Origin of the sequence: Paenibacillus gyeongsangnamensis (assembly GCF_027533625.1) — a bacterium.
In the GTDB taxonomy this organism is placed as follows: Bacteria; Bacillota; Bacilli; order Paenibacillales; family NBRC-103111; genus Paenibacillus_G; species Paenibacillus_G gyeongsangnamensis.
Map to the genome: position 1 here is coordinate 231,609 of NZ_JAQAGZ010000006.1, position 15,798 is coordinate 247,406.

Annotated in this window: 17 protein-coding genes and 1 pseudogene; 16 read left to right on the plus strand and 2 right to left on the minus strand. The window is 47.0% G+C overall.

Annotation, left to right across the window (positions count from 1 at the left end; all coding sequences use genetic code 11):
• Nucleotides 1-28: 28 nt before the first annotated feature.
• Nucleotides 29-670, minus strand: a complete 642-nt coding sequence (locus O9H85_RS11535; RefSeq protein ID WP_269881608.1) for a L,D-transpeptidase family protein — start codon at nt 668-670, stop codon at nt 29-31.
• A gap of 377 nt (nt 671-1,047) precedes the next feature.
• Between O9H85_RS11535 and O9H85_RS11540 the strand changes: the two genes are divergently transcribed.
• Genes O9H85_RS11540 through O9H85_RS11550 form a run of 3 tightly spaced genes read left to right on the plus strand, consistent with a single transcriptional unit; the run spans nt 1,048 to nt 3,630 of the window.
• The gene (locus tag O9H85_RS11540) at nt 1,048-1,443 is read left to right on the plus strand and encodes a hypothetical protein (RefSeq protein ID WP_269881500.1); all 396 of its coding nucleotides are present in this window, start codon (nt 1,048-1,050) and stop codon (nt 1,441-1,443) included.
• A gap of 7 nt (nt 1,444-1,450) precedes the next feature.
• Entirely contained in the window at nt 1,451-2,047 is a 597-nt protein-coding gene (locus O9H85_RS11545) for a gluconate 2-dehydrogenase subunit 3 family protein (RefSeq protein WP_269881501.1), read from the plus strand.
• A complete protein-coding gene (locus O9H85_RS11550) occupies nt 2,044-3,630 on the plus strand; it encodes a GMC family oxidoreductase (RefSeq protein ID WP_269881502.1) in 1,587 nt (528 codons plus the stop codon). The genes O9H85_RS11545 and O9H85_RS11550 overlap by 4 nt, the downstream gene beginning before the upstream one ends.
• Here the strand turns inward: O9H85_RS11550 and O9H85_RS11555 are convergent.
• Entirely contained in the window at nt 3,627-4,115 is a 489-nt protein-coding gene (locus tag O9H85_RS11555) for a hypothetical protein (protein ID WP_269881503.1), read from the minus strand. The genes O9H85_RS11550 and O9H85_RS11555 overlap by 4 nt on opposite strands.
• A gap of 163 nt (nt 4,116-4,278) precedes the next feature.
• Here O9H85_RS11555 and O9H85_RS11560 point away from each other — a divergent pair, with 163 nt between their 5' ends.
• The 13 genes and pseudogenes from O9H85_RS11560 to O9H85_RS11620 all read left to right on the plus strand — a co-directional run bounded on the left by O9H85_RS11560 (nt 4,279) and on the right by O9H85_RS11620 (nt 15,797).
• Nucleotides 4,279-4,977 carry a LysM peptidoglycan-binding domain-containing protein gene (locus O9H85_RS11560; RefSeq protein ID WP_269881504.1) on the plus strand — a complete coding sequence of 233 codons (699 nt, stop codon included), beginning with the start codon at nt 4,279-4,281 and terminating at the stop codon, nt 4,975-4,977.
• 92 nt (nt 4,978-5,069) lie between these two features.
• On the plus strand, nt 5,070-5,876 hold the full coding sequence (locus O9H85_RS11565) for a DUF2935 domain-containing protein (protein WP_269881609.1): 807 nt from the start codon (nt 5,070-5,072) through the stop codon (nt 5,874-5,876).
• 201 nt (nt 5,877-6,077) lie between these two features.
• Nucleotides 6,078-6,239, plus strand: a complete 162-nt coding sequence (locus tag O9H85_RS11570) for a teichoic acid D-Ala incorporation-associated protein DltX (protein WP_269881505.1) — start codon at nt 6,078-6,080, stop codon at nt 6,237-6,239.
• 8 nt (nt 6,240-6,247) lie between these two features.
• On the plus strand, nt 6,248-7,801 hold the full coding sequence (gene dltA / locus O9H85_RS11575) for a D-alanine--poly(phosphoribitol) ligase subunit DltA (RefSeq protein ID WP_409348132.1): 1,554 nt from the start codon (nt 6,248-6,250) through the stop codon (nt 7,799-7,801).
• Complete coding sequence (gene dltB, locus O9H85_RS11580) at nt 7,798-8,940, plus strand: D-alanyl-lipoteichoic acid biosynthesis protein DltB (protein ID WP_269881507.1); 1,143 nt, start codon at nt 7,798-7,800, stop codon at nt 8,938-8,940. Before dltA ends, dltB begins: the two co-directional genes overlap by 4 nt.
• Before the next feature lie 16 nt (nt 8,941-8,956).
• Nucleotides 8,957-9,196 (plus strand): D-alanine--poly(phosphoribitol) ligase subunit 2, encoded by a 240-nt coding sequence (gene dltC / locus O9H85_RS11585; RefSeq protein WP_269881508.1) that lies wholly within the window; start codon nt 8,957-8,959, stop codon nt 9,194-9,196.
• A complete protein-coding gene (gene dltD, locus O9H85_RS11590; protein ID WP_269881509.1) occupies nt 9,193-10,386 on the plus strand; it encodes a D-alanyl-lipoteichoic acid biosynthesis protein DltD in 1,194 nt (397 codons plus the stop codon). The genes dltC and dltD overlap by 4 nt, the downstream gene beginning before the upstream one ends.
• A gap of 381 nt (nt 10,387-10,767) precedes the next feature.
• On the plus strand, nt 10,768-11,298 hold the full coding sequence (locus O9H85_RS11595) for a DUF1003 domain-containing protein (RefSeq protein WP_269881510.1): 531 nt from the start codon (nt 10,768-10,770) through the stop codon (nt 11,296-11,298).
• A 209-nt stretch (nt 11,299-11,507) separates the two neighbouring features.
• Nucleotides 11,508-12,062: a hypothetical protein gene (locus O9H85_RS11600; RefSeq protein WP_269881511.1), complete on the plus strand. Its 555-nt coding sequence runs from the start codon at nt 11,508-11,510 to the stop codon at nt 12,060-12,062.
• A gap of 240 nt (nt 12,063-12,302) precedes the next feature.
• On the plus strand, nt 12,303-12,746 hold the full coding sequence (locus O9H85_RS11605) for a GlcG/HbpS family heme-binding protein (RefSeq protein ID WP_269881512.1): 444 nt from the start codon (nt 12,303-12,305) through the stop codon (nt 12,744-12,746).
• 226 nt (nt 12,747-12,972) lie between these two features.
• A complete protein-coding gene (locus O9H85_RS11610; protein ID WP_269881513.1) occupies nt 12,973-13,329 on the plus strand; it encodes a beta/alpha barrel domain-containing protein in 357 nt (118 codons plus the stop codon).
• Between the two features lie 16 nt (nt 13,330-13,345).
• Nucleotides 13,346-14,860 (plus strand): aminotransferase class I/II-fold pyridoxal phosphate-dependent enzyme, encoded by a 1,515-nt coding sequence (locus tag O9H85_RS11615; protein WP_269881611.1) that lies wholly within the window; start codon nt 13,346-13,348, stop codon nt 14,858-14,860.
• A 32-nt stretch (nt 14,861-14,892) separates the two neighbouring features.
• Nucleotides 14,893-15,797, plus strand: a pseudogene (locus O9H85_RS11620) (COX aromatic rich motif-containing protein).
• Nucleotide 15,798 lies beyond the last annotated feature (1 nt).

Here is a 15,798-nt window from a genome sequence, read left to right on the forward strand (position 1 = left end):
AGGGGCGGGTTAGCATGACTGCCCCTCTTCACTCCAGCAATCCCAACGCTTCATACACCTTGATTGAAACGACACCGTTTGAAGTCAAACGACTGTCGCGTTGAAATTGTTTTACGGCCGCGGTTGTATCCGAGCGGAATTTGCCGTTACATATCCCTTTGAAGTATCCGGCACTTTTCAAACGAGACTGGATCAATTGTACGTCACCTCCGACGTCGCCTTCCGCCAAGTCCCTCGGTTTATGATTCGGGTCACCTAATATATGCCCATAAATGGTTACTTTTGTGCCGAGTGGAATCATCTCATATAATTCAATGACATCGCGATTGCGCATCCGTATGCATCCATGACTCAGATGCTGTCCAATGGAGTATGGCCTGTTTGTACCGTGAATCCCGTAGCTTCCCCAAGGAACGTTTAAGCCAAGCCAGCGCGGGCCAAAGGAAGGCCCCCAATTTTTCCCTTTATATACAACCTGGTACTCTCCAACTGGAGTAGGGGTGGACGGATTTCCCACGGCAACGGGATATGTTTTGAATTTCTGTCCCTGTACCCGTACAACCAGTTGGTGAGATAGAGGGTAAACTTCGATAGAATAAATTCCTTGGTCGGCCACAATTGGCAGGGAGGGGTCGGCATATGCAGGGTTGTAAGCCATTCCTATAATCATGGTTAAAATCAGTAAAGATATTGCAATGGACCTCACTAAAATCGACAAGGCTGCCCGACGCGGGAAGCGTTCGAAATTCGGCTTCCAGATAAAATCCATCATGTTATTTGTCATCTTGTTAAACTCCATCCTCATCTTATCCGTTCATAACCACTTGGGATGAGCGGTGTCCAGCTTTTCCATTTGTTCAAGCAGATAGAAAGGCCCCATTCCTAGTAGTATGTCAACTACGATTTTCATTTATAACTAAGGCGGGTATGAAATGCATCAGCCCCTGTTTCATCCATAAGAATGAAGACGAATCTAAATTTGGAATAGTTCCTCAGCACAAAGGAAATAATGGAATCAACTATAATGATGTGGAAAGAGGGCGCTGCATGAATTGGTCTATGTGGTCGATTGAACGAGTTCTCATTTTGTTCGTCAGCCTGGCGTTTTTAATGATGAGTATACAAGTGACTATGTTTCATTATCGGCAAAATTTCAACCATAAAGCGATGTGGTCGCCGGTCATCTCCGCACCGATTTTCTTCATAACGGGTATGATTCTGACCTGGTATAACGCCGGTTGGCTGCATACTTTATTTATGGTACTGATGTGGATTGGCGTCGTGTCGGGATTGATCGGCTTTTACTTCCATTTCCGGGGTGTAGGCGTTCGAGTTGGGGGATGGGCATTGCGCAATTTTCTCATCGGACCGCCGATCACGCTTCCATTAATGTATTCCGCCTTAAGCGTGCTTGGATTAATCGCAATCTACTGGAGGGCGTAGTAAGCCGATGACAAACCAAAGTCGTTATCCGTCTTTCAATGTCATGAACGAGAAGGATGAATGGGATGACCACACTCAAACCATCGTAACCTCCCGGTTGAAGCCGAGCAAAAGCTTGCATTTTCTTACCCCGAACGAGGCGGATATGGTAAAACAAATCAGTTCGCTCTTCGTGAACGATCGATCGCCGGAAGTGCTCGATTTCGTACTCGGTCATATCGATCAAACGATGCATCAATCACCCGGGGAAAGTCAAAGAAAAGAAGGCGTTCCCCAGGCTCAGGAGCTCATTAGGGCAGGACTCCAAGCCATCGAGCAAGGGGTGCAATCGCAATACTCTTCTTCTTTTGCGGATCTGGATCGGGCCAAGCAAAAGCAATATCTGCAGCATATTAGCGAATCCGTTGCCAAACCGCAAGAGATATGGAACGGAATTCCGCAAGAAGCGCTGTTTAGGAAGCTATTGAATTTAACGGTTGAATCATACTGCTCTCATCCGAAGGTATGGTCCGAAATCGGTTATGCCGGTCCGGCCTATCCGCGAGGATATGTACGCACGCAGTTGGGACAATTGGATCCATGGGAGGCGCAGCCGGAACAATGATGAATCGAAAACATGCGAACGAAGAAGTAGATGTCGTAATCGTTGGAGCGGGTGCCGCAGGCGGCGTACTGGCTAAAGAATTAAGCGAAGCGGGCATGAGCGTTGTCATTCTGGATGCGGGGCCGTTCCGGGATCCGCAGAAGGATTTTGCGAGCGATGAACTTTCGATGAGAAATCTGGGGTGGCAGGACACCCGGATTGTGGACGGCAGCGACCCGTTAACGATGGGGCATAACAATTCCGGCCGAGGTATCGGCGGAGGGACCGTTCACTTTACGGGAGTATTTTTGCGGTTTCACGATGCAGATTTCAAAGCAAGGACGATGGATGGCGTCGCGGACGATTGGCCGATCAGCTATGAGGATTTGGAGCCTTATTATGCAAGAAATGAAAAGGAAATTGCCGTTTCCGGGCCAAAGTATTTTCCATGGGGAAATTACAATGGTCCTTATCCGTATCCGGAAAGGGAACCTCTCAGCCCGAACGCGTACATGTTCATGAACGGGTGCGAGAAGCTCGGCATCTGCTCGTCCGTTGCTCCACTTGCCATTCTTTCCGCACCGTTCGAAGGCCGTCCTCCTTGCATCAATCGAGGCTTCTGCAATCAAGGGTGCATGCCCGACGCCAAATTCAGCACACTCATCGCACATATTCCGAAAGCGATCAAAGCCGGAGCCGAAGTGCTGGCAGATTGCATGGTAACCGAGGTATTAATGGGAAAGGACGGAAAGGCGAAAGGGGTTACCTTCATTCACGATGGAAAAACGTATGAACAAAAAGCAAAAATCGTGATCGTATCCGCCTACGTGGTGGAGACGCCGAGGCTCCTTCTCAACTCCTCCAATGCCCAGTTTCCTAATGGGCTTGCCAATTCCAGCGGTTGGGTCGGAAAATCCATCATGGTTCACAGCAGTCAAGATGTGTATGCCAAATTCGAAGATGAAATCAGACTGTATAAAGGTACTCCCGTGTTAGCGGCTACCCAAGATTTTTATCGTACCGATCCGAAAAATAACTTTGTTCGTGGGTATACCCTACTTTCACACGGAGCTAGGCCGCTCGAGTTTGCGGGCGGAATTTCGAAAGCAACGGGTGGGCCGGTATGGGGGGAACGATTTAGAGAGGCTTTACTCGACTACAACTATTACGGAAGAATCACTCTGGTCGGCGAGGTTCTGCCGAGTGAGACGAATCGGGTTACATTGGTGGACGAAAAGGATGAGTACGGCTTGCCGCGCGCAAAAGTCACATTCAGTTACGGCGATAACGATCGGAAGCTCATCGACCATGCGGTAGGCAAAATGAGCGCAATACTGGGTGCAGCCGGCGGAAAAGCCGAATTCATCATTCCGGATACCGCCCATATGATGGGGGGCTGCCGCATGGGGAATGATCCGAATTCCTCGGTTGTCAATTCCTATGGACAAACCCATGACATCCCGAACCTGTTTATTTGTGACGCGAGTATATTTGTCACTTCGGGTGCTGGGAACCCCACGAATACGGTCATGTCGTTAGCCCTGAGAACAGCGGACTATATAAAGGAAAAAGCGAAAAAGCTGGAATTGACGAGGTCGGTTTAACCGGCCTTTTCGCATAAGTCCATATATTGTCGATAAGCAAAATCATCCGCACCTTGTTCAACATGAAGAGACCTATAATGCGTCGACGTTTGAGCTGCGTTCTTCAAAGCGGCTTGGTACGCAACAAGGTCTTTTGCTTTCTTATGCCGCAATTGGGTTAAAGCATCCATGAGATGAAAGTATTCATGAAAGAAAATAAAATACGGGAGTGCATTTGTACGGATTCGATAATGGGACATGACGAATTGTTCGTCTGCGGTGGTAAAACGGTCATATGGAATTTGAATACATATTTTGGCTTTTTTGCATTTTCGGTCCATAATAACCGAGCCGCCATAAAAGGGTCCCCAAGAAAGATGAAGCGAGCATGGGATGGCAAGTGGAAAACGGTTTGAAATCATCTCCAATTGATGAAATAGTCTTTTCTCCCAAACACGAATCCGCAGCTTTTTCCAATGATGGGTGAGTAACATTTTACGGAACATCGAACCGCCTCCTTTATTTCACCATACATCAGAGACCGATTCTTATACAATGTTAAAATGAAGGAAGTCCTTCATCGGCAAAGTAGTCAATAGCCCAAACGAATCTCAGTTCCTTCATGTATGCTTTATTAGGTGAATAACTATGTTTGGGGAGGAAGCATACATGTTCTATTTAACGCCATGGACATCAGACCCATGGTTTCAACCTTCTTTACGTCCTATAAATGCTGTCTATCCAGGAACGTATCCATCTCCTTATGCGCGACCGGCTGTGCCATTCTTAAGAAATGAATCTATTCCAATACAACATTCTGTATGTATCAGTAAAGCAGAAGTAGAATTAAACCAAGTTTTTCGATTGCTTTGGGAACAGCACGTAGCTTGGACGAGGATGCTTATCATAAGCATTGCAGCGAATTTGCCGGATGAAGCGTTGGTTACCGAACATCTCCTCCGGAATCCTCCTGATATGGCCGCCGTGTTTAAACGTTATTACGGTGAAGAGATCGCTGCACGCTTCAACAGTTTAATGCGAGATCATCTTGTATTGGCAGCTCAACTTGTTAAAGCGGCCAAGGCCGGCAATAAACAAGCCGCCGCCGAATTTGAGAAAAAATGGTACGCCAATGCGGATGAAATCGCCGCTTTCCTAAACCGTATCAACCCAAACTGGCCCACGTCAGTCTTGATGAACATGCTGCATGAGCATTTGCGAATGACCAAAGATGAAGCAGTATTCAGGCTATCCAAAAAATATAAATCCGACATCGAGGCCTTTGATCAGATTGAGAAGCAGGCTCTGGAAATGGCGGATGCCTTTACAAAAGGGATTGTACAGCAATTTCCGCATGCTTTTAAGTAATCTTCATCATAAAAATAACAATGGACATTTAATAAATAGGGGCATTCGCACATATGGTATGGAATAAAGGTACCATAGAAAGGAGCCTCGGCATGTCCAATGAATTTGTGGCACGTTCTTTGGATGAAGTGAGATTTTGGTCACGTATAATGAAGGAGCACTCACTATTTCTTAGACTCGGATTCCGATGTGAGGATACTCAATTAATTAATGAAGCCAATCAATTCTATTCCATATTTGAAGCGATCGAAAATAGGGCGAATGCCTTTACAATTGGAGAGGATCCGCAGACGATCACAAGGTTTAACGAAGAAGTCCATAATGCCGCTTCTCACATTTGGGTGTTTAAAAGAAAAGTGCTCGGATTAATACTGCGCTGTCAACTTCCGGGAGCAAACAATTTTCCATTATTGGTCGATCATGTAAGCAGGGAAGCGAATTACTTTAGAAACCGGTTGGAGGAACTCAATGCAGGCAGGCTGGAGCCGCTTCCTGACGCTATTATCGACGAAAACGTGTTCTTCCTGAGAATTATGGCTGATCATGCCAAGTTCATCAGTCATTTGCTTGATCCTTCTGAACGGAAGCTGGTAGAACAAGCCAACAATTTTAGTCATGAATTCGACCAATTGTTATTTCAAGCCAGAGATTTGGATTCGATGCGTCCGCAATCGCAAACTGCCCCGCTTCTCGATCAGTTCCTTGACCAGAATAGGGTTTCCGTTAAATCTCTCCGTGACTTTAAGAAAACAGCGAGTGATTTAATCAATGCGTGCCGAATCAAAAGCATCATTCATCCTTTATTGGCGGATCATGTGTTTCGTGAAGCTGAAAGATTTTTGCACATGATTGACATGTTCGAAAGCAGCTTGACTGGAAAACCTATGCCTGCCGAATAAGGTATTGCCTAGGCCGTACAACATTAGAACCTGTAGGGGGAGAAACCCTCTACAGGTTTTATATTTGAAACCAAGAATGACCATTACAGGAACAAATTGATACAACCTTATAACCCCGCGTGTAAAAAAACTGTAATAAGTTTCGATTAGAGTGATTTTGCAAGGAGAATAAAATGAAGGGGTTGCTGGAGGATGGAAACGATGTATTCCAGATTAACTCGATTTTTCCAATACGCGATTACTTTATGGATATGGAAGACCATCTATTACATAGCCATCCTAGTCGGGCTATTATGGATTTACGGTATACACTCGGAGCAGCCCGAACCTTCCGGCGGGACTTTCATTTATAACGGTTTTTAGGTGATATGATGACACGGATTATAGCTGCTTTAGAAGACGTTTACAGAACCTTCTCTGATCGCATAGCCTTTACTAACCAGCAAATGAATCTTACTTATCGGGAGCTGTGGGAGCAATCCGATGCGTTGGCCGCTTGGATGCTTGAACAATCGCCTGCTGAAAATGAACGGCCTGTTGTGCTTTACGGTCATATGGAACCTCTCCTGCCGGTTTGTTTCTTGGCATGTATGAAAGCTGGAAAAGCTTATATTCCTTTGGATTCTTCTTTGCCGGATAAAAGGGTGGAGCGGATCGTGCTCAGCTCCGGTGCCGGCATAGTGCTCTCACCGGCTAGATTTCCTTTCGCTTCTTTACCTTCCGGTGTCCGTTTAGTTGATTCCTCAAGCGGAGGCAGCATGTCATTGGATGATATTATTCACAGCCACGCCGCCAGGAAACCTGATCCGGCTGCAAGGATGAGAGAAGATGGAACTGTTTATATCATTTATACGTCGGGCAGTACGGGGGATCCCAAAGGGGTTCCCATTTCACAAAAGAACCTGCTGAGCTTCGAAGGTTGGATGCGCGATGCATTTCCTTTTTCTCCGGAAGATGTGGTTCTGAATCAGGCACCGTTTTCTTTTGACTTATCGGTGATGGGGGTTTATCCCGCTTTTCTAGCAGGGGCTTCCTTGTGGACCGCGGATCAGGCACTTATCGGAAAGCCGAAGCTTATGTTTGAAGCCATGAGCCGTTCCGGACTTAGCGTATGGATTTCTACCCCGTCGTTCGCAGAAATCTGCTTAATGGAACCGTCTTTTTCCGAGAAGCTGCTGCCTCGGCTTAGGATGTTTCTGTTCTGCGGGGAAATGCTGCCGTCCCGAACGGTTCGCAAGCTGATGGAGCGGTTCCCAGGGACTTCCATAGTCAATACGTACGGTCCGACGGAAGCAACGGTTGCGGTGACTTCTATTATTGTCGACTCTAACCTGCTTGCGGTCAATCCTCAATTGCCGGTAGGGACTTGCAAGCCCGATTGCCGCATTCGTATTTGGGACGAAGAGGAAAGAGAAGTCCGTGAGGGTGAAAAGGGGGAAATCGTAATATGCGGTCCTAGCGTAAGCTATGGTTACTTCGCCAACGACGAGAAGACGTCCGGATCCTTCCGCAGCATCAATGACCGTGATTTGGGTATCACCCGTGCTTATAAAACAGGCGATCTCGGCTATATTCAGGATGGCATGCTGATCTGCTGCGGCCGCATCGATTTTCAAGTGAAGCTGCATGGTTACCGGATCGAATTGGAGGAAATCGAACACCGTCTGCGGGAATTGCCGGGAGTGAAATCGGGGGCTGTAGTTCCGCATTGGAAGGCCGAGGCTTGCGATTATTTAACGGCCTATGTCGTACCCGATGAACCGCCGGTTAGCGAAGTTGATACGGTTTCGGGGTGGAAAACTTTGTTAGCCGAACGCCTGCCGGCCTACATGATTCCCAGAAAATTCGTATTGCGGCCCGCACTTCCGATAAACGGCAACGGCAAGCTGGACCGTAAACGGCTCCAGCAGGAAGAGGCATTATGATTCCATATGCATCCCTTGATTATTTCCTATGGGCGGCTTACATTTTATTGCCCGGGATGCTGCTGCGCTGGCTGTTCCGCAAATATACGTGGCCGCTGCTAATCATCACAGCTGCATTTCTGGCGATGCTGTTCTGGAATCGGCGGGAGGAGCTCTATTTCCTTGCAGGATACACGATATGGCAGGGTCTTCTGATCTGGGGATACACCAAGGTGACGAAGAAGAGGGCTGATTGGTATTACGGATCGGTAGTCCTTTCTTTGCTGCCGCTGGTTTGGGTAAAGCTTGTTCCGGTGCTGCATTTCCATTCGTTTGCGGGTTTTCTCGGCATTTCTTACCTTTCCTTCAAGTGCATTCAAATGATCGTGGAGATTCGCGACGGGCAGCTCAAAACATTTCGACTCGCAGATTATTTGAACTTTCTCTTGTTCTTTCCAACCATTAGCGCCGGACCGATAGATCGCCGCCGCCGATTCGTCAAGGATGCCGTGCAGACACTTAGCGCAAAAGAATACGGCGATTTGATTTACCAGGGAATCGATCGTTTGTTCCGAGGCTTCCTTTACAAATTTATCGCAGCCTATTTGATCCAGACTTATTGGTTAGGCCGGCCTCTGCTGGAATCACATACATTTTCCGGTACGATGAGCTACATGTATGCCTACAGCTTCTATTTATTTTTCGATTTTGCGGGATACAGCGCTTTTGCCGTAGGGTTTAGCTATTTGCTCGGAATTCGGACGCCGGAAAACTTCAATAAGCCTTTCCTGAGCCGAAATATTAAAGATTTCTGGAACCGCTGGCATATGACGCTGTCGTTCTGGTTCCGTGACTATGTCTATATGCGCCTTGTGCTGCTGCTTACCCGAAAGCACGTGTTTCCAAGCAAGCTGCTGACATCCTATATCGGTTACGCCGCGCTGTTCGGCTTGATGGGCCTATGGCATGGTTTGGAGCTTCATTATATCGTCTATGGGATATATCACGCGGTTCTGATGATCGCTTTCGATGTTTTCGATCGCTTTAACAAGCGCCGCGGGGTCTGGAAAGATGGCTATTTGACGCGCTTTATGTCTACACTTGTGACGTTTCATGCGGTATGCTTCGGATTTTTAATTTTTTCGGGAAAACTTTTCTGAGAAAGGGAGAGCAGTTATGGATAAGCTTCAAGAACAGCTCTGTGGATTATTGGCCGATATATGTCATTCGGAGGAAGTAAGACGAAATTCGGATATCCATTTGTTTGATACGGGCCTTCTCGACTCGTTCGGAGTTGTGGAGCTCCTTTTAGCCCTGGAAGATAAGCTTGGCCTGCAGGTTCCTATCAGCGAATTCGACAGGGAAGAGTGGGCAACCCCGCGACAAATCGCGGCAAAGCTGGAGGCATTCCAATGAAAGCTCCGCGGTTCGGACCGATGCTGCTCGCGGCGGCGCTCTTCTGCTGCCTGCTGTTTCTACCCGAACGTTATTGGGCCCGCTTACTTCCTGCGGATCTTCTCGCGAAGGCGGCGCCTTCCGGCGATCTGGGCCGCTTTAAGAATGTACTGCTTCAGGACGGAGCCTATACCCAAGGCAATTACCTGCCTATGTACGGCTCCTCCACGATCGGTATCTTCGGAAACTACCATCCCGTAAACGTGTTTCCCGAGCAGCAAGGGGATCCTGTTCCTTTTCTAGTGGGACAATCGGCCTGCAGCAGTATCATTCATCTGTTGAATTTTTCAGCTGTACAAGGGGCGCTGGATCACAAAAAGCTCGTTTTCATGCTGGATCCTTCCGATTTTATGAACCCGAAAGGGATGTCCGATCAACGTTTCGGCCAGCTGTATAATCCGCTTCAAGGGTATAGCTTTCTGTTCAATTCGGATTTGTCCCCGGAGGATCGGCAAAGAGAAGCGGGGCGGCTGCTGCAGTATTCCGTTATCAAGAAAGATCCGCTGCTCCTAACGGAGCTGAAGGGAATGGCCGATTCGGACTTCGAACACCGTCTCATGGGAATCCTTATGCGACCCGAGGCTTATCTTCGTATGAAGATATTGGAGAAACAGGATTTGCTTCAGGCCTGGCGCTTCGATAAGACGCTGAAGCCCTATCAACGGCCGACTTTGCCCGCCAACCATTCATGGAATGAGCTGTTGACGCAAGCCGAAAAAACGGGAAAGCAGCAGTCGGGCAGCAACACCTACGGATTTCTCGATTCCGTTTATAAGAATAACATCGCGCCTTCGCTTAATAAGGAAAAAAACTCCTGGAAGCCGGGTTCCTACCTCCAATCCGTTGAATACGGAGACATGCAAGCGATTCTGGACATTTTGAAAAAGGAGCAGGCTGAGCCCATCTTCATTTTGCTTCCACGAAAAGGAGCTTGGAGCGACTATATCGGTTTTAACGAGGAATACCGGGAGCAGCTTTATTCTAAAATCAAGGGTTTGGTGACAGCGGAGGGCTTTCCTGTCCTCGATTATTCCGATTATGCCTACGACCCGTATTTTATGAGGGATCCGAATCACTTGGGGTGGACCGGATGGGTGCACGTAGATAAGGATTTACAAAACTATTACGAAAAAGCGGGTCGGGCAGGATGATTATGTGGTTTAACGACGCTCCAATAATTCATGCACTAAGTAATTGCTATAGGTCTGCCGCACGGATTGAAGCCCGCGTTTCTCTATTCAAGGGAAACCGGGCCTTCTTTTTACGGGTACTTTAACCGTTTATTAACCCAAATTTCGTTTTAGTTTTATATAATTTATTAATGTCCCAAAAGCGGTGTTTATGTTCAATACAATTTTATAAGTGAATAAAGGATTGATATCATGGCTACAGTATATTGGAATATTGCAGGTATAGTTCTTGTGATCTTTATATCTAATTTGGTAAGGAACAAAAGAAAAGATAGGTAGCAATCCATCTTGGTTGATGGTATTATATCTCCCAAAAATTCGTAATAACGAACGAGGTGCAAAATGAGTGAACCAGTAACAAAAGAAAAGTTAAGTAAGGATTATGAAAGCAGAATTAATCATTTAGTTGAAAATTTTGAGAATCAAGTACGCAAACATATAAATGAAGAGTATGTGCGATCAACGAAATGGTCAGATAAATTTGCGGATAAAATTGCGCAATTCGGCGGCAGCTGGAAATTTATTAATATCTTTTTTGCTTTCCTAATATTGTGGATCGTGTTGAACAGTTTATCTTTTACCAAAGTAATTCATTTTGATGAACCTCCTTTTATTCTATTAAATTTGGTGCTTTCTTTCATTGCAGGGTTCCAAGCTCCGATTATTATGATGAGTCAAAACCGCCAGGCAGCACGCGATAAACAAGAGGCCATTATTGACTTTGCCATCAACTATAAGGCAGAACAAGAAATCGATGATATGCAGGGCCATTTGCATCGGATTGAAGCTGATTTCGCAAAATTTAGGAGTGAGGTAAGAGGAGAATTATCGGAGATTAAAAAGTTGATATTGGAACAAGGGAATATGAGTTGATTGGATAAATTGGCTCTAAAGGGGATGTACTCATCTTTTTAATAAAAAACTGATATTCATTTAAGGTTAAATTAATATCCTGAATTCATAATAAAGTTAACCCCTTTTAACATATATCAGGCGTAACCCCGAAGTTGTCAAACATCGGGGTTATTCGTCAATATATGCCGGTTTCTAATCTTAATTGTTATTAAGTGAGGTGTATTTATATGAAGAAGAAAATAATAACAGCTGCACTGGCACTGATGCTTTCGTTACATGCATCGATAGGGTTAGCCGCTACTCATTCAAGCAGGAGCAGCAGTATACCCACTACATCGCCAAGAGCTGGAACGTTTTCGACGAATAGTTCTAACTCCAGTTCACATGTAACTACCCATAGCCAATCTTCGTCAGGAGGATTTAGCGGCGGAGCTTCGAATAAATCAACAGTTCCTGGCAATCCAAGTTCAAGCAGCACTGGAACAAAAGGTGGAACGGCTTATAGTTCGGGAAGAAGCTATTATGGCGGCAGCACTTACTCTAATACAGTTCCAAGCGGAACAAAGCCAAGTTCATTTTGGCCTATGGCAGGTGCATTTGCCGCGGGGACATTTTTAGGATCCATGTTACATCCAATGGGCGGTTATTATCCTGCTGGCGGCGGTGGATATGTTCATCAACCCTTCTCTTTTATGCCCCTATTACTTGATATAATCGCAATCCTATTTATAATTTGGTTTGTTTCCTTGCTATTTAGATCACTGAGAGGACGACGAGGATAAACTTCAATTAGGCGAAGAAGACCCAAGGGAGACAAAGAGAGGATTTAACCCCACTATTCCATAACCGGAAGGTGGGTTCTTTTTTTCACAATTTTGCCCTATCTTTAAGCACTATTGTTATAAAATCGCGAATGAATCCTTCCAGGTAAGCCGGTTCATGAGAACAAAGTACAATTTTATTGGTAAAACGGATTCCATTAACGTCAACCTTAGCTATCTCTCCGCGTTTGATGAATTGACTTGCTACTGATCGAAGCCACCGAACAAAAATCCCGTCAAATGGGACTCTCAAGCAATATTGCAATAGTAGACGATGGAGGAAACCTGATCGCATTTCATAGGATAGATAAAGCCCGGATTGCTGGTATTGAGATTTCAAAGAATAAGGCTTGGACGAGTGTCAGTATGCAAATGCCAACAGCAAATTTAGCCCAGACAGCGCTCCCTGGCGGCCCCACTTTTGGAATAAATACAACAAATAACGGCAGAATCGTCATCCTGGGAGGGGGCATACCTTTAGTTAGCGGTGAACATATTGTTGGCGGTGTTGGTGTAAGTGGAGGGAGCAGTACCCAAGACATCGAAATTGCAAATGCGGCCGTTCAAGCATTCGCAGCAATGAGTGGAAAGCCAGGGACTACTAGTGTTCATGCTCGAATTGGTTCTGTCCAGATTCACAGCTAATACGAACAAGCTTGTTCGAAAAAGACCTTCCGGATATTGGAAGGTCTTATTTATTGTCATTCCCTTTGAAAAAGGAGAAAAGTAACCACCCATTTGTCCATGCTTTTGAGCAAACCGCTTTGACCACAAAACGGTTGGTACGGAAAAAATACGAATGGATGGTTACGGGTTAAAGCAAAACCGTTATATTCGGATTGATTTACACCGAGGAAGGGGAGAGCCGTGTATGCATCTACTGGATCATTTAAACAAGGAAAAAATCATGGCTATGATTCGAGGAGTTCAGCCGGATGCTGTGGATCGGACGGTTGAAGCGCTGACGATGGGTGGCGTTCGATTTCTTGAAGTCACAACCAACACCGAGGGAGTCTATTCATTGGTAGAGCGCCTGAGAAAGGCATATGGGCACGATTTATTTATTGGTGTTGGCACGGTGCTGAATGTCGAGATGGCGAGAAATGCGAGGCGGAAATCTCGTCAATCGGCAGTGGATCAATTCGGGTCAGTTTGCCGCATTACAGAAACTAGCCCAGGAGTTTGTTCGTGTCATTGCCGAGCTGCGGGAGGTGATCTGAATGAATGATAGGAAAGATGTTAGCATGGATCATCATAGAACACCGTTGTTCACAGCTCTGCAGCAGCACGCCGCCGGCGATCCGCTGCAATTTCATATACCGGGTCACAAAAAGGGGAGGGGAGCGGATCCGGAATTCCGATCCTTTGTCGGGGATAATGCCTTGTCAATCGACTTGATCAATATCGTTCCGCTTGATGATCTTCACCAACCTGCAGGTGTCATTCGCGAGGCCGAGCAGTTGGCGGCGGATGCCTTTGGAGCGGACTATACGCTGTTTTCCGTACAAGGAACCACTGGAGCCATTATGACGATGTTAATGTCCGTCTGTTCACCAAGAGACAAAATCATTATTCCCCGCAACGCGCATAAATCCATCCTTTCCGCTGTGATCTTTGCGGGAGCGCTCCCCGTATGGGTCGAACCGGAAAAGGATGCGCGGCTTGGCATCGAGCATGGCGTGACTCTAGAGTCGATTCGGCAAGCCATCAGCCGGAATCCGGATACCAAGGCCGTACTACTCATCAACCCGACTTATTATGGTACCTGCATTAATTTGCGTCAGATGGTGGAGTTTATTCACAGCTGCAACATCCCGGTTCTGGTCGATGAAGCGCACGGGACGCTGCTCCATTTTCATGAACGGCTGCCCATGTCCGCGATGCAGGCGGGGGCGGATATGGCGGCAACCAGTGTGCATAAATTGGGAGGGTCCATGACGCAAAGTTCCGTCCTGAATGTTAAGGGCGATCGCGTAAGTATCAAGCGAATTCGTACGTTTATGAGTATGCTGACGACAACTTCAACCTCTTATCTGCTGCTCTCTTCGCTGGATGCCGCTCGAAGACAGCTTGCGCTGCACGGACAAGCCTTGGCAGAGCAAACGATTCGGTTGGCCCGGGATGCCCGCCGCCAAATCAACGAAATTTCCGGGCTCTATTGTTATGGCGATGAAATATGCGAAAAAGAGGGAGTATTTCATTACGACCCGACCAAGCTTTGTATTCACCTGGATCAGCTGGACATTACAGGGTTTGGCGCCGAGGAGTGGCTGCGGAAAACGTACAAGATTGAGGTTGAGCTTAGTGACTTGAAGAATCTTTTGTGTCTGATCACGCTGGGCGATACCGAGCGGGAAGTCAGCCGATTGCTTCAGGCTTTGCGGCATATGTCAGAGTTGTTCAGATGCCGGGAAATACCTTACACTCGCGCTTGTGCCGCTATCGTTCCGGCCGCTTCACGATTCTCATTGCCGCCAAGAGATGCCTTTTATGCGCGTTCGGAGAGTATACGGCTTCAGCAATCCATCGGGCGAGTGATTACTGAATTTGTGTATGTCTATCCTCCGGGAATCCCCATTCTGATGCCCGGGCAGATCATCACACCGGAAGCAGTGGATTATATAAGGCGGCATTTGAAGGCCGGGCTGCCGGTGAAGGGGACGGAGGACCCGGATATTCAAAAGCTCAGAGTCGTCGCTGCCCCCCGGCAAGAAAGCGAAGCACTCGGCAGCCGTTCCGGATATATTATTCCGGATTGACATAAGCAAGCTGATACGAGGAGTTGAGAAATATGAACTTACCCAAAACACTGCGATGGTTCGCATCCCTATTCATGTTGATGGCTTTGCTAGTAGTCTCCACCGGATGTTCCGACGTCATTGTACTCCAACCGAAAGGACCGATTGCGGCACAGCAGCGGGATTTGATGCTAATTTCAACGGCTCTTTGCTCCATTGTCATTGTACCTGTTCTCATTCTTACGGCTGTCATCATTTGGCGTTATCGGGACAGAACAGGCAGAAAAGCGGCGTATTCGCCGAATTGGGCACACAGCACCAAGCTGGAGGTCATCTGGTGGGGCATTCCGATTGTCATTATTATGGCGATCGCGGTCATTACCGTCCGATTCACTTACGCGTTGGAGCCGTCCAAGCTGCTAAAGTCCGACGTCAAACCATTGACTGTACAAGTGACCTCCCTGAACTGGAAGTGGCTGTTTCAGTACCCTGAACAGGGAATTGCCACCGTGAATGAGCTGAAGATTCCTCAAGGTGTGCCGGTTCGTTCGAGATAACGGCCGACTCCCCGATGAACTCCTTCTGGATTCCCCAACTTGGAGGTCAAATCTATGCCATGTCCGGGATGGCAATGACGCTTTATTTGCAAGCCGACGAACAGGGGAAATACTGGGGATCCGGAGCCAATTTTACCGGCACCGACTTTGCGAAGATGTATTTTGACGTGGAATCTGTGACGCCGGAGCAATTTTATCAATGGGTGAATGGGGTCAAAGCGGACTCGCCGGCGCTTACGCTGGATGGCTACAGTCAATTGGCTAAGCCTTCCGCATCGAAGGTACAAACTTATTCCTCTTTTCCCATAGGGGAGTTTGAAATGATCGTCACCAAGTATGCGACGTCCCATCATCATGACATGTCTGTGCATGAGATGAAGGGCATGCAAATGAACAAGTAGT